This is a genomic window from Glycomyces salinus (assembly GCF_016428645.1).
GTDB lineage: Bacteria > Actinomycetota > Actinomycetes > Mycobacteriales > Micromonosporaceae > Glycomyces > Glycomyces salinus.
Window position 1 is genome coordinate 61,481 of the sequence record NZ_JAELXW010000026.1, and the last position, 18,451, is coordinate 79,931.

Below are 18,451 nucleotides of genomic sequence, written 5' to 3' on the forward strand. Positions count from 1 at the left end.
CATGCGCCCCACCCGGGTCGCCTCAGCGGCCGAAGACCGATTTCACCAGGTCCTCCAGGAACCTCTGGACCGACATCGCCGCCTCGATGACCGGGTCGTTCGGGTCGCCGCCGCTGATCACCCGCAGGTCCCACCAGCCGTAGTAGGCCACATAGGCGCCCGCGACCAGAAGCAGGGCGCCGACCCCGCGCAGGATCTTGGGGAAGTGGCGCTTCATCCAGGTGACCATGCCCTCCCTGGCCAGGGCGATCGCCAGCGAGAGCACCCCGATCACCAGGGCCATCCCCAGCGCGTAGGCCAGGAACATGGCCGTCCCGCCCAGGATCGAGGTCGACCGGAAGGTCTGGGCGACCAGTGCCAGGAACGGGGCGATCGTGCACGAGAGCGAGGCGAGCGCGAAGAACAGCCCGAAGACCGTCATCGAGCCGAGCGACCGCTTGACCTCCCGCCCGCCGAGCTTGGGCATGAACGTGGGCAGTTCGCGGCCCAGCAGCAGCCAGACCCCGGCCGCGGCCACCGCCACGCCGACGACGATGGTGATCCACGGCAGCAGCGAGCTGATGCCGACCGCGGCGGTGGAGACGATGAGGCCGAAGGCGCCGAAGACGGCCACGAAGCCGATGGTCATCGCCAGGGTGAACATGCCGGCACGGCCCAGGGCTCGCCACGTCGAGACCTCCTCGTCGGCCTCCCCGGTGATCAGGAACCCGGCGTAGATCGGCAGCAGCGCGAACCCGCAGGGGTTGACCGCGGCCACGGCGCCGGCGACCAGGGCGAGCGCGAAAGGGAGTTCTTGCATGGGAACCAGACTGGCATCACACGGCCCGAATCGGTCTGCGACCGCGCTTACAATTCGCTTACTTCGCGCCCCGGGGCCTCAGGAGGCGACCCAGCGCAGCTCGCGGGGCGTCAGGAGCCCGTACGGGGTGCGCGTGGCCAATTCGGCGCGGTGCTCGCCGCCGGTCAGCGACAGCGGCCAGGTGGCCTCGTTCCGCTCCTTGCCGTCCATCGCCCCGCCGGTGGCGTACGGGTGGCACGGGCTGATCCGGATCGCGGGGGCGGCGTCGACCGTGGCGACCGCGACGGCCATGTCCGACAGCCGCGGATAGGCCGCGGCCGAGTCGCGCAGGAGCCGGTCCGTCTCGAGCACGAAGCGGCGCTGGAAGGTCGGGACGAAGCCCTTCGGCGCCCAGGTGGCGCCGGTGACCGAGGCATGACTGAAGTAGGCGAACCACATCCCCGGCTCCTTGATGCCGCCCCGCTGGCCCGCCGCGACCGGACGCGCCGGAGCCTCGCGGGCCTGAAGCTCGGGCAGCCCGAGCGGCCGGGCCTCCTCGTCGACCCAGTACGCGCCGTGCTGGCCGTCCAGGACCACCCAGGAGTCCAGGTCGTCGATCCACGCCTCGGCCACGACGTGGCCCTTGCCTACCCCGTCGTGGTAGTCCCCGCGCCGCAGGTACACCCGGCGGGCCGGTATGCGCAGGGCGTTCAGGCCCTGGGCCAGCACCGCCGAGAACTCCACGCACGAGTACCTGGCGCCGAGCGCGACCTGCTCGAGGATGTCGAGCGAGTCGCCGGCGTTGATGCGGACGTTCGCGTGCCGCCACAGCCCCGCGACCCAGTCGGTCATCATCCGGGCCGTGATCCACGCGCCGGAGGCGGGCCGAGGCAGGCGGCGCCGCAGGGACTCCTCGCGGTGGGGCTCGACGCGGTCGAGTTCGAGGGGCGCGGCCGGGGCCGGCTCGGGCCAGTCCGTGATGCGCAGGGGAGGCCCGGGCACGTTGGCGCGGGCGCGCTCGACCACCTCGTCCCAGTCCGGGTCGGCGCCGAAGGCCCTGCCCAGCTCCGGCTCGAACTGGTCGAGCTGGTGGAAGCCCTCGTCGATGGCCTCTTCCAGGTGCCGCCGGGCGTCGGGCAGCCCGACCTTGCGGGCGGCGATCGCCAGGCACGGCGCCCACAGGTCCCTCCAGAACTCGGTGTCGGACCGCAGTGTGGACTCGAGGTCGATGAGCGTCCACCAGCGGGCCCCGCTCATCGCGTCCTGCGCGATGGTGCGGACCCGGGCGATCTTGGCGGTGCCGGATCGGTGGTCGGCGCGGGAGACTCGCCGAGCTGGTGTGGTCATGCCATGAGGGTAATCACTGGGCGCGACGGCGAAAACCCCGTTGCCTTCGGCACCGGGGACCGCTAGAGTATGGACCATGATCCTTTAGATGCGATTGCCGCTTTCCGCAGCGGCTGAGTGCGCTTTTCCGTTTTCCGACGTCGAGCCAGGCTCCGTCGCGCGCTCGCGTCGTCCAGACTTCACCCGAGAAGGGGTCTCCCATGACCGCTGAATCCTCCGAACATCACGAGCCCGAAGAGCCGCTCAACCGGGAGCAGCGCCGCGCGCTCGCCCGCGGCAAGAAGGGCAAGAGCGTCGCCAAGCAGCCGGTGGCCGGCAAGAAGGGCAAGCTCCGGTCGCAGCTTCCGACCGGCGCGGTCGGAAAGTTCCAGCTGCCGACCAAGAACGGCTGAAGCATCCGGGTCGAAGGGCGGCGGGGTTATCCCCGCCGCTCTTCGCCTATCGAGTTGTCTTAAGCGGCTTCGCAGGAGACCTCCGGGGAGGCCCCGCCGCCGGAGGCGATGAACCCGAAGACCTCGCGGCTTTCGCCGCCGGCGATCGAGCCGTTCCAGCCGACGTCGCCGGCGTTGACCTGGCCTCCGGATTCGGTCAGGTCGGCGTTCCAGTGGCTGGTGATGGATTGGCCTCCCGGCCAGTCCCAGGTCACTTCCCAGCCGCTCAGGTCGGACGAGCCGGCAGTGACGGTGACGTTGCCCTGCCAGCCGGAGCCCCAGTCGCTGGCGACGTTGATCTCGGCGGTGCATTCGCCGTCGCCGTCGTCGGGCGTGGTGGTCTCCTCTCCGGGCGTGGTCGTCTCCGGCGGCTCGTCGCCGTCGTAGACGCTGGCGCGCTCGGCGGTGTTGACGATGCCGAATTCGGAATCGAACGCGTGCTCTCCCCAGGATGTCTTCTGTGCCGGGTCGAAGTTGAGGAACTGGTCGATGACGGGATCGGTGTTGCCCGAGTAGGACCAGGCGATCCAGCCGATGCCGCGCTCGTGGGCCTCTGTCTGGATGGTCTCCCAGGCGACGTCCTCGCCCTGGTGGGCGTCGGCGTACTCGCCGACGATCAGCGGCAGTCCCATCTGCTCGAACGTGTCGAAGTAGTCGACGACGGTCTGCGGTTCGCTGTAGACCTGGTACATGTGGACCGAGAAGAGGGTGTTGCCGTCCGGGTCGGCCGCGGCCACCTCGGGAGCGGTGTTGAGCATGACCTGCTCCCAGTCCTGGCCCCAGTTCGGCGCGTCGACGACGAGCGTGTGCTCGAAACCGATCGAGCGCATCCGCTCGACCGCGTCGGCCGTGGCCTGAGTCCACTGCGCGGCGTCGTTGTTGCCGATCGGCTCGTTGCCGATGTTGACCAGGACGTACCGCTCCTCTCCGTCGAGCACGTCGTACATGCCCTCCCAGAAGTCGACGGCCTCGTCGAGGCTGGCCGCGCCGCTTTCCTCGCCGTAGCCGGTGGTGTCGTGCACCTCCAGGACGCAGATCAGCTGCTGCGCCTTGCATTCCTCGACTATCTGGGCGACCCGCTCGGGCGTGGTGGTGCCCCAGTCGCGGTGCCCGGAGCCGAGCACGACGCGGACGGTGTTGGCGCCCAGGTCGCTCAGCTCGCCGAAGCTCTCGAACTCCTGCTCGTACCAGACGTCCGGGTGGGTCGAACCGCGCATGATGAAGGGATTGCCGTTGCCGTCGATCAGCTGTGTGCCGTCGATGTGGAAACCGCCCTCCTGCTGCTGCGCGCCGGCGGGCATCAGCTGCCACAGCCCGGTTGCAGCGACCGCGGCGACCGCGACTGCGGCCGCCAGCAGGCGGCGCAGCGGCCGCTTCCGGCGGCCGGTGGGGTGCGCCGGATTCTTGTCGTCCATGTACTTCCTCCTATCCATTGGTGAACCGGTTAATATGAGCTCATGGATAGGCAATCATAGATAATTATGAATGTCAACCTACCGGCCTAATGGGAGGCCGGACCCGTGGAACCGCGGGGGATCAGCCGCGCCGAAGGGATCTGCTCCGACCGCACCGGCGCCCCCTCCGCCTCGCCCATCAGCGACAGCAGCATCTCGGCGGCCCGCTTGCCGTAGCCCGGTATGTCGCGGCTGAAGGCGGTCAGCGAAGGATGGGTCAACCGGCACAGCGGCGTGTCCTCCCACGACACCATGGACAGCTCGCCGGGCACGTCCAGGCCCAGCTCGTGCGCCACGCCCAGCCCGGCCACCGCCATGATGTCGTTGTCGTACAGGATCGCCGTCGGCCGCGGCCGCGTCGTCAGGACCTTGCGGGTCAGCCGCGCGGCCTCCTCGCCGGTGTAGTCGCTCGGATAGATCGTGACCTTCTCGAAGTCCAGGTCCGGCACCTCGGCGAAGGCCCCGTTGCGGGTCGCGGTGTGCAGCAGTCCCGACAGGCCCGCCACCCGCACCAGCCGCCGGTGCCCGAGCGCGTGCAGGTAGCGCAGCAGCTCCACGACCGGTTCGACCTCGTCGTGCCACACCGCCGAGACCCCCTCCCGCTCCAGCGGCCCGCCGATCGCCACCGTCGGCATCCCCATGCCGGTCAGCTCCGGCATACGCTCGTCGCGGATGCGGAGATCGCACAGCAGCACGCCGTCGACGCGCCGCTCGGCCCACCAGCGCCGGTACACCTCCAGCTCCTCCTCCGACGAGCTGACGATCTGGAGGGTCAGGCCGTAGGACTCGGCCGACAGAGCCGCCTCGATGCCGCTGATGAGCTCCATGTAGAACGGCTCGATCCCCAGCGTGCGGGCCGAACGGCGCAGCGCGATCCCCACCGCCTGGGCCGAGGCCACCGACAGGGACCGGGCGGCCCGGTTGGGGACGAAGCCCATCTCGGCGGCGATGGCCAGAATGCGCTCGCGGGTGGCCTCGGAGACGCCCGGCCGCCCGTTCAACGCGTAGGAGACGGCGCCTTTGGACACCCCGGCGGCCCTGGCGATGTCGGCGATCGTCGGGCGTCTCGACATGGTGGCTCCTCGTCTGCGCATCGGTCTGCCGGGCCGGGTCCGCGTCTCGGCATGGTGCGATTCTCTCCGACCCGTGCGACCGGCACGACAGGCATCGCTCCCAGATCCGCGGCGACGGTCCGCGCAGATCCTACGCGGATTAGGAACCGGCCGAAACCGACTCGGGCGCCGATCCGGTCGACGCCCGCGGCGTCAGGTGCGACTGCGGGCACTGCACCGAGAGCGCCGCTGGATCGACCGCAGTCGATCCGGCGGTGATGATCCGCAGCAGGATCTCGGCGGCCGTGGAGCCGTGGCCGTGGATGTCGCGGCTCAGCGCCGTCAGCGCCGGATGGGTCAGGCGGCACAGCGGCGAGTCGTCCCAGGACACGATCGACAGGTCGCGCGGCAGTTCGAAGCCCAGTTCGTGCGCGACCCCGAGCCCGGCGATCGCCATCACGTCGTTGTCGTAGACGATCGCGGTCGGCCGCTCCGGCAGGGTCAGCAGGCGCCTGGTGATGCGGGCGCCCTGCTCGCCGGTGAAGTCGCCGTGGATCGTGGTGACCGACTTGAAGTTCAGCGCCACCGAGGCCGAGTCGAACGCCTCGTCGCGCACGGCGGTGTGCAGCAGCCGCGGCATCCCTCCGACCCGCCCTATCCGGCGGTGCCCCAGCGCGAACAGGTAGTCCAGCGCCTCCCGGCACGGCTCGGACTGGTCGTTCCACACCGTCGGGACGCTCGTGTTCTCGACCGGGCCGCCGATGGCCACCGCCGGGAGCCCGAGGTCCGCGACCCATTCGAGCCTGCGGTCGTCCACGCCCACGTCGCACAGCAGGACCCCGTCGACGCGCCGCTCGCCCCACCAGCGCCGGTACACCTCCAGCTCCTCCTCGAGCGAGCCGACGATCTGGAGGGTCAGGCCATAGGACTCGGCCGACAGGGCCACCTCGATGCCGCTGATCAACTCCATGAAGAACGGCTCGATCCCCAGCGTGCGGGCCGAACGGCGCAGCGCGATCCCCACCGCCTGGGCCGAGGCCACCGACAGCGAGCGGGCGGCCCGGTTGGGGACGAAGCCCATCTCGGTGGCGATGGCCAGGATCTTCTCGCGGGTGGCCTTGGAGACGCCCGGACGCCCGTTCAACGCGTACGACACGGCGCCCTTGGAGACCCCTGCGGCCTCGGCGATGTCGGCGATGGTCGGGCGTCTGGACATGGTCGCTCCTCTTGGAGGGGGTCGGGCGGGCCGCCGCGTGCCGTCCTCGGCTCCGCGGGCATCACCGAGAACGCCGCGCGGCGGCCCCGTGGTCGGTCAGCCGGCGGCCGCCGCCCAATGGTTCTCGTCGACCTTCGTCAGCGGCGCCGGCGGACGGTCGCGGTCGCCGTCCGGTTCGAGCTCCTCGGCGTGGAATTGGTTGTCAGCCCACTTTGTGTGCAACTGCGGGACCGAGGCGAGCAGATTCCGCGAATACGGGTGCCGCGGGTCGCCGAACACCTTCGCGGTCGCACCGGTCTCCACCACCGCGCCGTGCCGCATGATGATCACACGTTCGGAAATGTAGTTCGCCAGCGACAGGTCGTGGGTGACGAAGAGCACTGCCAGGCCGCGCTCCTTGAGCTCGCCCAGCAGGTTGAGCACGTCGATGCGGGTGGAGGCGTCGAGCATGCTGATGATCTCGTCGGCCACCAGCACCTCGATGTCCAGCAGCAGCGCCCGGGCGATGAGCATCCGCTGCAACTGCCCGCCGCTGAGCTGGTGGGGGTACTTGCCCAGCACCGCGCCCGGGTCGAGGCCCACCGACTGGAGGGACTCCTCGACCTTGGCCTGCCACTCCGAGCGGCCGACCCGCGGGAAGTAGGTCTGCCTGACCATCTCCAGGACCCGGTCGGCCTTGAAGATCGGGTTGTAGCTGCTGAAGGGGTCCTGGAAGACCCCCTGGACCTTCCGGTAGTACTCCCTCAGGCCGCGCTTGCCGGCGGCGGTGATGTCCCGGCCGTCGAGGCGGATGGTGCCGCGGGTGACCGAGATCAGTTGGAGCACCATCTTCCCGACCGTGGTCTTGCCGGAGCCGGACTCGCCGACCACCGACAGCACCTCGCCGGGGGCGATGGTGAAGCTGACGTCCCGCACCGCCGTCAGGCGCTTCGAGCCCAGCGAGCCGACCCGGTAGGACTTCCACACGTTCTCAAGCTCGAGCATTCGACTCCTCCAGCTTCCAGCAGGCGGCCTCGTGCCCGCGGTCGATGCCGACCAGCGGGGGCTGCTCGGCGCATTCGTCGCCGGCGAGCGGGCAGCGGGCCCGGAACCGGCAGCCGGTCGGCGGGTTGAGCAGCTGCGGCGGTTTGCCGGGGATGGACTTGAGCTTCCGGTCGCCGTACTCGAGGCCGACCTCGGGCAGCGCCGAGATCAGCGCCTTGGTGTAGGGGTGCTGGGGAGCCTTGACGATCGTCTCGGCCGAGGCCTTCTCGACGATGCGCCCGGCGTACATGACCATGATCGTGTCGGCGATCTGGTAGACCAGCGACAGGTCGTGGGTGACCACGATCATGCTCTTGACGAAACCCATGTCGCGGAAGCGCACCAGGGTCTCGGCCACGGCCTTCTGGTTCGACACGTCCAGCGCCGAGGTGACCTCGTCGGCGATCAGCAGGCTCGGGTCCAGCAGGGTCGAGATGACCATGACCATGCGCTGCTTCATCCCGCCGGACAGCTCGATCGGGTAGTTGTCGAGGACCTTCTCGGGCAGGCCCACCAGCTCCAGGCGCTGCACGAGCTCGCGCTTGAGGTCCCGGTAGGCGATGCCCCGGGAGCCCAGCAGGTCGGCGATCATCCTGCCGATCCTGCGGGTGGGGTTCATCGCGCTCATCGAGTACTGGGGGATGATCGACACGTCCTTGAACCGGCGCTTGTTCATGGCGCGGTCGTCGCCGATCGGCAGCTCCTCGCCGTCGAGGGCGACGGTGCCGCCGACATGGCGCATGCGCCCGTCGAGCCGGATCAGGCTCTTGCCGAGCGTGGTCTTCCCGCACCCGGACTCGCCGGCCAGACCGACGATCTCGCCGTCGGCGACGTCGAAGCTGACCCCGTCGAGGGCCCGCACGTCGCCCTTGAGGGTCCGGTAGTGGACCCGCAGATCGTTCACTTCCAGCGACATGGCTACATCTCCCTCAGCTTGGGGTTGAAGACCTCGTCGAGCCCGACGTTGGTGATGTAGAGGCCGCCGACGATCGCGGTGATCGCGAGGCCCGGCGGCACGAACCACCACCAGAGCCCGAGGTGGAGCGCGCTCCACGCCATCGACTGCTGCATCATCGATCCCAGCGAGATCGAGTCGGTGGGTCCCAGGCCGATGAAGTCGAGCATGGCGGCGAACAGGATCGCCCCGCCGAACAGGAGGATCACCGACATCAGCAGGTACGAGGCCATGTTCGGCATGACCTCGCGCACGATGATCTGCGGGGCCCGCTTCCCGGAGAGCTTGGCGAGGTCCACGTAGTCGCGGTTGCGCAGCGTGAACGTCTGGGCCCTGACGGCCCTGGCCACCCACGGCCAGGAGAACACCCCGATGATGATCGCCTGGCTGACGGGTCCGCGGTTCTCGAGGTAGGTGCTGAGGACGATGAGCACCACCAGCGCCGGCAGGACCAGCACCACGTTGGTGAGCATGTTGAGGAACTCGTCGACCAGGCCGCCGCGGTATCCGGCGGTGAAGCCGACGGTCAGTCCGATCACGAAGGCGATGCCGCCGCCGAGGGCGCCCACCATGAACGATGAGCGGATGCCGTAGGCGAACTGGGTGAACACGTCGTTCCCGAAGTACGTCGTGCCGAACCAGTGCTCGCCCGAGGGCGATGCGGACTTGGCGTCGAACTGCTGGGTCGGTTCGGCCGAGAGCAGCAGCGGGGCGATCAGGCCCACCAGCAGCAGGCCGAGCACGATCGCCAGGCCGATGACGACCTTCGGGTTGCGGAAGGCGAAGTAGAGGCGCTCGCGGCTTTCGCCGACCGAGTCGGACTTGAGGGTGGCGTCGGTGGTCATGAGGCCCCTCCTTCGAGACCGAGCCGGGTGCGGGGGTCGACCAGGACGTAGACCACGTCGGCCAGGAAGTTGAACACCAGCACCCCGATGACGATGAACAGCAGGATGCCCTGGAGCAGGAAGAAGTCCTGGTTCTGGATGGCGTCGAGCACGAGGCTGCCCAGCCCGGGGTAGGCGAAGACCACCTCGGTGACCAGGGCGCCGCCGACGACGACACCCAGTTGGAGCGCCAGCCCGCTGATCTGGGGGAGCATGGCGTTGCGGAAGGCGTAGCGGCGCACCAGGCGGCGCGGCGCCCCGAGGGTCTGCATGTAGTTCGAGTAGTCGGACTCCAGCTCGTAGATGACCAGGTTCCGCATGCCGATGGCCCAGCCGCCGAGCGCGACCAGGAACAGCGACAGGAACGGCAGGAACCAGTGGTGCAGCGCGTCGACGATGAAGTTCCAGCTGAACTGCGGCCCGCTGAACGAGAAGCTGTAGCCGCCCGCGACGGGGAACCAGCCCAGGATGACCCCGCCGACCCAGGCGAGCAGGATCGCCAGCCACATGTAGGGGACGGCGGTGAGCAGGTAGCTGACCGGCAGCGCGGTGTTGTCGAGCCACTTGCTGCGGGCCGCGATCGCCCCGAGACCGTTGCCGACGAACCAGCTGAGCAGGATGGCCGGCAGCAGCAGCCCGAGCGTGTAGGGCAGGGCGTCGAGGACGACCGAGGAGACCGGGGAGGGGAACGCGAAGAGGCTCACCCCGAGGTCGCCCTGGAACAGCGCTCCCCAGTAGTTGAGGTACTGCTGCCACAGCGGGACGTCGAGCCCGAAGAGGTCGTTGTAGTAGGCGTGCATCCGTGCCGCTGACTCCACGTTGGACACTTTGTTCTGCGCGAGCATGCGGGCGATCGGATCGCCGGGCATCATTCGGGGAATGGCGAAGTTGATGGTGACGGCGATGACGAAGGTGACGCCGTAGATGAGGAGTTTGCGCCGGAAATAGCGGCCCATCGGTGCTCCTTGCAGTCGAATCGGGCCGGGGCGCCCCTTCCACGGGAGGGCGCCCCGGCCGCGGGGCTTACTATCCGGCGGGCTCGAGCTCGGTGAGCATGTAGATCGAGCCCATGGTCCAGAAACCATTCCAGGTGACCGGGTAGGCGTTGTTGTCGCCCTCCTGGGTCGGCCAGTTGGTCCAGACCGCGTTGCTGGCCTGGGCCCAGGCGCCGTTGTACCAGATCGGGATGGAGGGCATCTCCTCCAGGGAGATCCGCTGCAGGTCGGCGATGATCTCGGCGTACTCGGGATCGTCGGTCGCGGTCGCCGCCAACTGCTGGGTCAGGTCCCACGCCTCCTGGCTCTCGAAGCGGGCGAAGTTGGCACCGGTCTGGACGTCCTGCACCGGCAGTTGGAACAGGTACCGGTAGTGGCCCCACGGGGAGTTGGTGATGCCGCTCTGGTTGTTCAGGACCAGTTCGAACTCGCCGGAGTCGCGCGCCTCGTCGACGGCGCCGGCGTCGAGGAACTCCTCGGTGACGTTGATGCCGACGTCGCGCAGGTCGCTGGCGATCGCCCTGGCGGCCTCCTCCCAGTCGGTCCAGCCGGCCGGCACGTTGAGCGTCAGTTCCACCGGGTCGCCCGAGAGCGTCTCGACGAATCCGTCTCCGTCGCTGTCCTCGTAACCGGCCTCCTCGAGGACGGAGACCGCCTCGGAGGGCTCGAACTGGAAGCCGGACTCGCTGATCGCCTCCTGGTCGTAGTAGTTCTCCCAGATCGGCAGCAGGCCGGTCGGGTTGGCCTCGGCGACGATGCCGGAGTAGACCGAGTCGACGATCTCGCCGGGGCTGATCGCGAAGGCCATCGCCCGGCGGAACTCGGCGTCGTCCAGCGGCTCCATCGTGGTGTTGGGGATGAGCATCGCCGTGTTGGCCGGGGCCATGTACGGCGGCTCGGAGAAGTAGGTGCTCAGGTTCGGGTCGCCCTCGAGCAGGTCGGAGATGCCGGGTAGGAAGTTGTTGGACAGGTCGACCTCGCCCTGCATCAGCATGTTGAGAGTGACCTCGTTGCTGGTGTTGACGATGTCGACGATGTAGGTCGGCTGGACCTCCAGGCCGAGCGCTTCGGTGGCCCACCAGTCGTCCCGCTTGACCCAGGCGATCCGGTCCTGGTCGTGGCTGTGGACGGTGTAGGGGCCCGACACCACCGGATCCTCGTTGGCGCCGGTGACGATGTCGTCCTCGGAGTACTCGGAGAACACGTGCTCGGGCACGATCGTGGTGTTGAACAGGAAGTTGTCCCATTCCTGGTGCCGCGCCTCGAGGAAGGTGAACTCGACGGTCAGATCGTCGACGACCTCGACCGACTCGAGCCAGTCCCAGACGTTGGAGTAGGGGACGCCGTCGAGCTGTCCGAGCTCGACGGTGTACTTGACGTCCTCGGCGGTGAGCTGCTCGCCGTCGCTCCAGGTGATGCCGTCGCGCAGGGTCGCCTGGTAGGTCAGGTCCCCGGTCCATTCGCCGGACTCGGCGAGCCAGGGCTCCATCTCCTGCGTGTTCGGGTTGAACAGGTACAGGGGCTCGTAGCCGAGCCCGCGCAGTCCGGTGACCTCGCCACCGGACACCGGGTTCCAGTCCGCGGGCGGGCCCCAGGCCGCGCCCGTGGTGTATAGGGTCTCGTCGCGCGGGAACTGGTCGATCGAGAGGTCGTCGGGGTCTTCGCCGCCGCCACCGTCATCGGTGCAGGCGGCGAGTGCCATGACGGCGGCCGCCGCAATGGCGACCGCGGTGCGTGGGTGTCTCATGGTGCTCCGCTTTCGTGTCGAGGGATGACCGGGTGCGGTCCTGGAGAGGTCGTGAAGCGATGGCGCTTCTGTGACGAACCACAACTTAACCGGGTCAGTTTTGACACTGAACCATGCCTTAATCTGACTGTCAAGCGCTGGAAATGAGGAATTCCCGGCCGGATGTCAAGCGGTTATCAGGCTGTTGGCGCTGGAAAATGCCATCGCTCCCATGCGTGGTCTACCGATAACGACGGGCGGCAACGATATAGACACACATCATCACGATTCCATTACGAACAAAATTGAATATTGACAGGCATCGCTGCTGATCATAGGTTTGCGGTCAACTTATCCGGTTAAGTCTGGGCCGGAGCGACCCCTTACCCTGAACCGAACGATGACGCGCGGCCGATCAAGCAACACGACCTCAGAGTCGATAAGGAGTCCCATTGAGCGCCAAGCGAACCCTGCACGAAGGCTGGAGCGTGACGGCGGGCGGCGGCAGCCGGCTGGACGTCGACGACCTGCCCGCGGACGTGCCGGGCAGCGTGCACACCGCCCTGCTGGAGGCCGGGCTGATCCCCGACCCCTACGTCGACCGGAACGAACGTGACCTGTCCTGGATCGGACGGACCGACTGGACCTACCGGACCGCCTTCGAATACCGCGCCGAACCGCGCGACGGCGTCGAACTGTGCTTCGACGGCCTCGACACCGTCGCCCGCGTGACCCTCAACGGCCGGGTGCTCGGAGAGACCGCCAACATGCACCGCCGCTACCGCTTCGACGCGCGCGAGGCGATCAGGGACGGCGCCAACGAGCTGGAGGTGGCCTTCACCAGCCCCTACGCCTACGCCGAGGCCCAGCGGGACCGGCTCGGCGACCGGCCCAACTCCTACGCCCCCGAGCCGAACAACTTCATCCGCAAGGCCCCCAGCGACTTCGGCTGGGACTGGGGCCCCAACCTGGCCGGGGCCGGGATCTGGCGTCCGGTCCGGCTGGAGACCTGGAACATCGCGCGCCTCGACCAGGTCGTCCCGCGCGTCGGGGTCGAGGACGGACGCGGCGTGGTCGAACTGGAGGTGCGGCTGCACCGCGCCGTCGACACCGACGTGGAACTCCACTGCTCGGTCGGCGACGCGGAGAAGACCGTGCGGATCGCCGCGGACGCCTCCGAGGCCGTGGTGCGCCTCGACATCGACGACCCCGAACTGTGGTGGCCCCGCGGCTTCGGCGACCAGCCCCTCTACGACGCCTCGGTCGCGGTGCGCGCCCACGGCGCCGAACTCGACTCCTGGCGCAAGCGGATCGGGTTCCGCACCGTCGAACTCGACACCGAGCCCGACGCCGACGGCCGCCCCTACAACCTCAAGGTCAACGGGAAGACTGTCTGGGTCCGCGGCGTCAACTGGATCCCCGACGACACCCTCCACACCCGCGTCGACGCCGCCCGCTACGAGCGCCGCCTGCGGCAGGCGGCCGAGGCCAACGTCAACTACGTGCGCGTCTGGGGCGGCGGCCTGTACGAGGCCGAGGAGTTCTACGAGGCCTGCGACCGGCTCGGCCTGATGGCGGCCCAGGACTTCCTGTTCTCCTGCGCGGCCTACCCCGAGGAGGAGCCGTTCTGGTCCGAGGTCGAGGCCGAGGCCCGTGACAACCTGGCCCGCCTCGCGCCCCACCCCAGCCTGGTGACCTGGAACGGCAACAACGAGAACATCTGGGGCTGGCACGACTGGTTCTGGCGCCCGCGCCTGGGCGACCGCACCTGGGGCGAGGGCTACTACCTCGAACTGCTCCCCAAACTTGTCGAGGAGGTCGACGGCACCCGGCCGTACTGGCCCGGCAGCCCCTACTCCGGCGAGCGCTCGATCCACCCCAACGACCAGGCCAACGGCTCGGTCCACGTCTGGGACGTGTGGAACGAGCTGGACTACTCCCACTACCGCGACTGGAAGCCCCGCTTCGTCGGCGAATTCGGCTACCAGGCCCCGGCCACGTGGGCGACGGTGCGGCGCATGGTCACCGACGAACCGCTCCAGATCGCCTCGGACAACATGCTGTGGCACCAGAAGGCCCAGAACGGCCAGGGCAAACTCCAGCGCGGCCTGGACGCGCACCTGCCCGAGCCGCGCGACTTCGACGACTGGCTGTACTTCACCCAGCTCAACCAGGCCCGGGCGCTGCGGCTGGGCATCGAGTACTTCCGCTCGCTGCAACCGTACTGCTCCGGGGCGGTGATGTGGCAGCTCAACGACTGCTGGCCGGTGACCTCCTGGGCCGCCGTCGACAGCGAGGAGCGGCTCAAGCCGCTGTGGTACGCGCTGCGGGACGCCTTCGCCGACCGGCTGGTGACCTTCCAGCCCGCCGGCGAGGGCGTGAAGCTGGTGGCGATCAACGACACCGACCAGGACTGGAACGAGACGGTCGGGTTCTGGAAGTGCAGCGGCGAGGGCAGGATCCTCGGGCGCGCGATGCTCGGGCTGGAGATCGGCCCGAGAGAGGCGGCCGAGGCCGAACTGGGCGAGGAAGTGGTCCCGGTCGACGGGGAATTCCTCGTCACCGGACCGCACGACATGCCGAGGGCCACCTGGTTCACCAAGGAGGACAAGGACATGGAGTGGGCCGAGGCTCGCTTCGGCGCCGAGGTCGAGCCGGTGGAGGGCGGCGTGGCCGTCACCGTCGAGGCCGAGACCGTCCTGCGGGACCTGTGCCTGTTCGCCGACCGCCTCGACCCGGACGCCGAAGTCGACAAGGCGATGCTGACCCTGATACCGGGGGAGAAGGCCACCTTCACCGTCACCAGCGACCGGCTCCACGACGACCCCGACCTGGCCAAAGCCCTGTGCGCCAAGCCGGTCCTGCGGGCCGTCAACGACTGAAGCGCCGAGTGCCGGGCGCGGCACCCCTCCCGCGCCCGGCCCGATCGGGCCGCAACCGCCTGATCGCGACGTCCGGTGCGGAGTAACGAGCGGCCGGGCATCATCTCCTGCGCCTTGGTCTTGGCGCCCTGTATGAACACCTTCCAGGCGTCGGGGTCGCCCTTGAGCAGGGCCTGCGTGGTGGACTTGATCTGCTCGAGGGTGGCGTGCGGCGGGATAGGCGGCACGTTCGGGTCGCAGTGGACGTCGAGGACCACCGGTTTCTCGGCCGCGAGCGCGCGGTCCCAGGCCCCGCCGAGCTGCTCGGGCCGGTCGACGGTGATGCCCTCGAGCCCGGCGGTGCGGGCGAACTCGGCGTAGGAGATCCGCGGTAGCGTCTGCGACTCCTCGAACTTCGGTGCGCCGCCCATGGCGCGCAGCTCCCACGTGACCTGGTTGAGGTCGCCGTTGTTGAACACGCACACGACCAGGCGCGGGTCCTCCCACAGGTGGCGGTAGCGGCCGATGGTGATGAGTTCGGCCAGGCCGTTCATCTGCATCGCGCCGTCGCCTACGAGGGCGATCGCCGGGCGCTGCGGGTGCGCGAACTTCGCGCCGATCGCGTAGGGGACCGCGCACCCCATCGTGGCGAGGGTCCCCGACAGCGACCCGCGCATGGTGCCGCGGAACTTGAGGTTGCGGGCGTACCAGTTGGTGGAGGAGCCCGAGTCCGCGGTGACGATCGCGTCGTCGGGGATGCGCTGGGACAGCTCGTGGACCACGCGGATCGGGTTGACCGGGTCGGCCTCGACCATCGCCTGCTGCTCCATCGTCTCCTCCCAGGAGGCGACGTTCCGCTCGATCTTCTCCCTCCAGCCGCGGCGGCCGCGGCGGTCGAGCTTCGGGATGAGCGCTGACAGCGTGGCCCCCGCGTCGCCGACGAGGTTGACCTCGGTCGGGTAGCGCATGCCGATCATCGAGCCGTCGAGGTCGATCTGGACGGCGCGGGCCTGGCCGAACTCCGGGTAGAACTGGGTGTAGGGAAGGTTGGAGCCGACGATGAGCAGGGTGTCGCAGTCGCGCATGAGCTCATAGCTCGGCCGGGTGCCGAGCAGGCCGATCGCGCCGGTGACGTACGGCAGGTCGTCGTCCAGGACGTCCTTGCCCAGCAGCGCCTTGGCCACGCCCGCGTCGGTGACGTCGGCGATCGACCTGATCTCGGCGTCCGCGCCGCGCGCGCCCTGGCCGACCAGGATCGCGACCCGCTCCCCGGCGTCGATGACCTCGGCGGCGCGGGCGAGCTCCTCTGCGGACGGCACGACCGTCCGGCTCACGTGGTCGGGTTCGGAGGAGGGCACGTGCTTGAACTCGTGCCTCGGCGGCGAGTAGGGCTCCTCCTGGAGGTCGGCCGGGATGATGACCGCCGTGGGCGCGCGGTGGGCCTCGGCGGTGCGGAAGGCCCGGTCGATCGCCAGCGGCAGCTGCTCGGGGACCTCGACCTCGGCGAGGTAGTCGGAGGCGACGTCCTTGTAGAGGGTGTGCAGGTCGACTTCCTGCTGGTAGTTCCCGCCCATGGCGGAGCGGGCGACCTGCCCGACGATCGCGACCACCGGCACGTGGTCCAGCTTGGCGTCGTAGAGACCGTTGAGCAGATGGACCGCGCCGGGCCCGGAGGTCGCCAGGCACACCCCGGTCCGGCCGGAGAACTTGGCGTAGCCGACCGCCTCGAAGGCCGACATCTCCTCGTGCCGGGACTGGACGAACCTGGGCCGGTTGTCGGCCTCGCCGAGGGCCACGAGGATGCCGTTGATCCCGTCGCCCGGATAACCGAAGACCTGCTCGACTCCCCAGTCTCGCAGGCGTTCGAGTGCGTAGTCTCCCACTGTCGCCGCCATGGTCGGCCCCCTTGATCGCTTCGCGGACGCGTGGACCGGGGAGTACCCAGCGCCGATGCGGTCAACCGCTCAGCCGTGGCCGGTGAACGGCGCCTCGGCCCGCTCCAGCAGTGCCGCCAGTTCGTCGAGGCCGTCGCAGTGCAGGTCGAAGGCGTCACCGGTGGTCGGCGGGTCGCCGACCGGCCGCTCGACGTAGGCGGTGCGCATGCCCGCCTTCTGCGCCCCGCGCAGGTCCCAGGCGTGCGCGGCGACCATCAGCAGCCGCTCGGGCGGACACCCGACCGCGTCCACGGCCAGCCGGTAGACCTCCGGGGCCGGCTTGTAGGCCCGCGCCTGGTCGGCCGACAGCACCTGGTGCCAGCGCAGCCCGGCATGGGCGTTCAGCCGCAGCAGCGCGGCGCGGCAGGCGTTGGACAGCCCCAGCACCGGGAAAAGCCGCGAGAGCCGCTCCAGGCCGGCGGCCGAGTCGTCCCAGGCCGGCAGGCACCGCCCGGCCTCGGCCAAGGCGGCGACGGCCTCCGCCTCGGCGATCCCGGCCCGCTCGGCCACCGCCTCGGCGGCCTCGCGGTCGAGCACCGCGGTGTCGGCGTAGGCCCGCTCGCCTCGCGCCATGCGGTCCTGTTCGCGTTCGACGTGCCGCCGCCACACCGCGAGCAGGTCCTCCACCGCAGCGTCGTCGGCCTCGGGGGCGGCGCCGCCGATGGCGGCCCGGAGTCCGGCCGGTTCGTCGACCATCGTGCCCAGGACGTCGAAGACGATCGCCTCGATCCCGACCGGAGCGGACCCGAGACCCCGGTCAGTCCTCATCGGGTTCGTCGTCCTCGTCCCGTTCGGCGTCGGCCAGCGGAACGTCCCGGGTCAGGCGCAGCGACTCCTGGAGGAGCGACCAGCCGACCACCAGGCCCGTGCCCTCGCCCAGGTCGAGCCCGAGCCCGAAGTCGTCGGCCAGGCCGCCCTGCTTGGCGAGCTTGCCGATCACCGGGTGCGGGGAGCGGTTGGGCATGTAGCACCACTTCGGGGACGCCAGGCCGAAGTCGCGGGCGATCATCATCGCTGCCGCCGCGGCCGGGCCGTCCAGGACCACCGGCGTCGAGCGGGTCGCGGCGGTCAGGATCGTCGCCGCCATCGCGCCGAGCTCGGCCCCGCCGAGCCGCGCCACCAGCGCGTCGGACTTGCGGCGGAAACCGTGGTTGAAGGCCAGGTGGTCGCGCAGCGCCGCCACCCGCGCCATCCAGGAGGCGTCGTCGACCATCCCGCCGGGCGCATGCAGCTGCGGCATGAACGAGGTGATGTCGTCCTTGACGATGAACGAGCAGATCGCCACCGCGGCAGTGGCCGCGCCCGCGCCCATACCAGCGACCAGCAGCACGTCCGCGCCGCCGTCGATCGCCCGGTCGGCGGTCTCCCGCCCCAGCCGGAGGCAGTCGGCCAGCTCCGCCTCGTCCAGCAGAGGGCCCTCTTCTCCGCCGCTCGCGCCGGTCTCGACGACCTCGACGGTCAACCCGGCCCGCATGGCCTCCCCGACCACCAGGCCCTCGCCGCGCCGCGCGGCCGCGACCTGATCGGCCAGCGGCTCGGACTCGCCGGCCGCCCAGCCCTCCGGGTACTCGCCCGCGAACAGCAGCATCCGCGGCGACGAGAACGGCTCCGGCGCGTCGGTGGCCTGCACCCGCGCCGACCACCCGACCCCGGGCTGGAGGCTTCCGAACCCGGAGCCTTCGATCAACGCGTTCTGCAGCCGCGCGTTGGCCCGCGTGGTCCACACCCCGTTGGGGAACTTCGCTTTCAGGTCGTCGAGGGGTCCGGCATCGGTCGAATCAGTCACGCGATAAGG

General features: G+C 69.6%; 14 protein-coding genes and 1 pseudogene. 2 read left to right on the forward strand and 13 right to left on the reverse strand.

Annotated elements, in window-relative coordinates; all coding sequences use genetic code 11:
* Positions 1–22: 22 nt before the first annotated feature.
* Together JFB92_RS10300 and JFB92_RS10305 are read right to left on the reverse strand one after the other, a co-directional pair.
* On the reverse strand, positions 23–799 hold the full coding sequence (locus JFB92_RS10300) for a cytochrome c biogenesis CcdA family protein (RefSeq protein ID WP_199037759.1): 777 nt from the start codon (positions 797–799) through the stop codon (positions 23–25).
* Positions 800–877: 78 nt separating this feature from the next.
* Positions 878–2,125 carry a transglutaminase-like domain-containing protein gene (locus tag JFB92_RS10305; protein ID WP_199037760.1) on the reverse strand — a complete coding sequence of 416 codons (1,248 nt, stop codon included), beginning with the start codon at positions 2,123–2,125 and terminating at the stop codon, positions 878–880.
* A gap of 200 nt (positions 2,126–2,325) precedes the next feature.
* Between JFB92_RS10305 and JFB92_RS10310 the strand changes: the two genes are divergently transcribed.
* The gene (locus JFB92_RS10310; RefSeq protein ID WP_199037762.1) at positions 2,326–2,517 is read left to right on the forward strand and encodes a hypothetical protein; all 192 of its coding nucleotides are present in this window, start codon (positions 2,326–2,328) and stop codon (positions 2,515–2,517) included.
* A gap of 59 nt (positions 2,518–2,576) precedes the next feature.
* Here JFB92_RS10310 and JFB92_RS10315 read toward each other — a convergent pair whose 3' ends face one another.
* From JFB92_RS10315 to JFB92_RS10350, 8 genes are all read right to left on the reverse strand, one after another.
* Entirely contained in the window at positions 2,577–3,971 is a 1,395-nt protein-coding gene (locus tag JFB92_RS10315) for a cellulase family glycosylhydrolase (RefSeq protein WP_199037764.1), read from the reverse strand.
* A gap of 86 nt (positions 3,972–4,057) precedes the next feature.
* Complete coding sequence (locus JFB92_RS10320; protein ID WP_199037766.1) at positions 4,058–5,083, reverse strand: LacI family DNA-binding transcriptional regulator; 1,026 nt, start codon at positions 5,081–5,083, stop codon at positions 4,058–4,060.
* A gap of 139 nt (positions 5,084–5,222) precedes the next feature.
* Positions 5,223–6,278, reverse strand: coding sequence for a LacI family DNA-binding transcriptional regulator (locus tag JFB92_RS10325; protein WP_199037768.1), 1,056 nt, complete (start codon positions 6,276–6,278; stop codon positions 5,223–5,225).
* Between the two features lie 96 nt (positions 6,279–6,374).
* Positions 6,375–7,262 (reverse strand): ABC transporter ATP-binding protein, encoded by an 888-nt coding sequence (locus JFB92_RS10330; protein ID WP_199037770.1) that lies wholly within the window; start codon positions 7,260–7,262, stop codon positions 6,375–6,377.
* Entirely contained in the window at positions 7,249–8,217 is a 969-nt protein-coding gene (locus JFB92_RS10335) for an ABC transporter ATP-binding protein (RefSeq protein ID WP_199037772.1), read from the reverse strand. Before JFB92_RS10335 ends, JFB92_RS10330 begins: the two co-directional genes overlap by 14 nt.
* Before the next feature lie 2 nt (positions 8,218–8,219).
* The gene (locus tag JFB92_RS10340) at positions 8,220–9,101 is read right to left on the reverse strand and encodes an ABC transporter permease (RefSeq protein ID WP_199037774.1); all 882 of its coding nucleotides are present in this window, start codon (positions 9,099–9,101) and stop codon (positions 8,220–8,222) included.
* Complete coding sequence (locus JFB92_RS10345) at positions 9,098–10,096, reverse strand: ABC transporter permease (protein WP_199037776.1); 999 nt, start codon at positions 10,094–10,096, stop codon at positions 9,098–9,100. Before JFB92_RS10345 ends, JFB92_RS10340 begins: the two co-directional genes overlap by 4 nt.
* A 70-nt stretch (positions 10,097–10,166) precedes the next feature.
* The gene (locus tag JFB92_RS10350) at positions 10,167–11,882 is read right to left on the reverse strand and encodes an ABC transporter substrate-binding protein (protein WP_199037778.1); all 1,716 of its coding nucleotides are present in this window, start codon (positions 11,880–11,882) and stop codon (positions 10,167–10,169) included.
* Positions 11,883–12,313: 431 nt separating this feature from the next.
* On the opposite strand from JFB92_RS10350, the gene JFB92_RS26925 reads away from it, so the two are divergent.
* Positions 12,314–14,743: a glycoside hydrolase family 2 protein gene (locus JFB92_RS26925; RefSeq protein ID WP_372451615.1), complete on the forward strand. Its 2,430-nt coding sequence runs from the start codon at positions 12,314–12,316 to the stop codon at positions 14,741–14,743.
* Positions 14,744–14,835: 92 nt separating this feature from the next.
* Here the strand turns inward: JFB92_RS26925 and JFB92_RS26930 are convergent.
* From JFB92_RS26930 to JFB92_RS10365, 3 genes and pseudogenes are all read right to left on the reverse strand, one after another.
* A pseudogene (locus JFB92_RS26930) lies at positions 14,836–16,617 on the reverse strand (thiamine pyrophosphate-requiring protein); the annotation flags it as partial.
* A gap of 69 nt (positions 16,618–16,686) precedes the next feature.
* Entirely contained in the window at positions 16,687–17,424 is a 738-nt protein-coding gene (locus JFB92_RS10360) for a haloacid dehalogenase type II (protein ID WP_199037782.1), read from the reverse strand.
* The gene (locus JFB92_RS10365) at positions 17,414–18,442 is read right to left on the reverse strand and encodes a nicotinate-nucleotide--dimethylbenzimidazole phosphoribosyltransferase (protein WP_199037784.1); all 1,029 of its coding nucleotides are present in this window, start codon (positions 18,440–18,442) and stop codon (positions 17,414–17,416) included. Before JFB92_RS10365 ends, JFB92_RS10360 begins: the two co-directional genes overlap by 11 nt.
* Positions 18,443–18,451: the final 9 nt, after the last annotated feature.

Bases quoted from the DNA above. Each gene is read 5' to 3' on its own strand.
- JFB92_RS10300 (WP_199037759.1), bottom strand. From the start codon at position 799: ATGCAAGAACTCCCTTTCGCGCTCGCCCTGGTCGCCGGCGCCGTGGCC.
- JFB92_RS10305 (WP_199037760.1), bottom strand. From the start codon at position 2,125: ATGACCACACCAGCTCGGCGAGTCTCCCGCGCCGACCACCGATCCGGC.
- JFB92_RS10310 (WP_199037762.1), top strand. From the start codon at position 2,326: ATGACCGCTGAATCCTCCGAACATCACGAGCCCGAAGAGCCGCTCAAC.
- JFB92_RS10315 (WP_199037764.1), bottom strand. From the start codon at position 3,971: ATGGACGACAAGAATCCGGCGCACCCCACCGGCCGCCGGAAGCGGCCG.
- JFB92_RS10320 (WP_199037766.1), bottom strand. From the start codon at position 5,083: ATGTCGAGACGCCCGACGATCGCCGACATCGCCAGGGCCGCCGGGGTG.
- JFB92_RS10325 (WP_199037768.1), bottom strand. From the start codon at position 6,278: ATGTCCAGACGCCCGACCATCGCCGACATCGCCGAGGCCGCAGGGGTC.
- JFB92_RS10330 (WP_199037770.1), bottom strand. From the start codon at position 7,262: ATGCTCGAGCTTGAGAACGTGTGGAAGTCCTACCGGGTCGGCTCGCTG.
- JFB92_RS10335 (WP_199037772.1), bottom strand. From the start codon at position 8,217: ATGTCGCTGGAAGTGAACGATCTGCGGGTCCACTACCGGACCCTCAAG.
- JFB92_RS10340 (WP_199037774.1), bottom strand. From the start codon at position 9,101: ATGACCACCGACGCCACCCTCAAGTCCGACTCGGTCGGCGAAAGCCGC.
- JFB92_RS10345 (WP_199037776.1), bottom strand. From the start codon at position 10,096: ATGGGCCGCTATTTCCGGCGCAAACTCCTCATCTACGGCGTCACCTTC.
- JFB92_RS10350 (WP_199037778.1), bottom strand. From the start codon at position 11,882: ATGAGACACCCACGCACCGCGGTCGCCATTGCGGCGGCCGCCGTCATG.
- JFB92_RS10360 (WP_199037782.1), bottom strand. From the start codon at position 17,424: ATGAGGACTGACCGGGGTCTCGGGTCCGCTCCGGTCGGGATCGAGGCG.